This is a genomic window from Polaromonas sp. P1_G2 (assembly GCF_056405515.1).
Map to the genome: position 1 here is coordinate 1 of NZ_JBFUBY010000870.1, position 528 is coordinate 528.

Here is a 528-nt window from a genome sequence, read left to right on the forward strand (position 1 = left end):
GCCAAGACACGCGGCTACCAGCCCGGCCGCTTCTCCTTCAACGTCAAGGGCGGCCGCTGTGAGGCCTGCCAGGGCGACGGCGTCATCAAGATCGAAATGCACTTCCTGCCGGACGTCTACGTCACCTGCGATGTCTGCCACGGCAAGCGCTACAATCGCGAGACGCTGGAAGTGCAGTTCAAGGGCAAGTCGATTTCCGATGTGCTCGACATGACGGTCGAGGAAGGCTGCGATTTCTTCGCCGCCGTGCCGGCGGTGCGCGACAAGCTGATCTCGCTGCGCGAAGTCGGCCTCGGCTATATCAAGGTCGGCCAGCAGGCCAACACGCTGTCGGGCGGTGAAGCGCAGCGCGTCAAGCTCGCCAAGGAACTGTCGAAGAAATCGACCGGCCGCACGCTCTATATCCTCGACGAGCCGACCACCGGTCTGCATTTCCACGACGTGGTCAAACTCCTGGAAATGCTGCACGAACTGGTCAATCAGGGCAATTCCGTAGTGGTCATCGAGCACAATCTCGAAGTCATAAAG

General features: G+C 60.4%; 1 protein-coding gene. It reads left to right on the forward strand.

The genetic code is table 11. The features are described from left to right. On the forward strand, nucleotides 1–528 hold a 528-nt coding region (locus tag AC1D0P_RS28070), incomplete at both ends, for an ATP-binding cassette domain-containing protein (protein ID WP_477679726.1).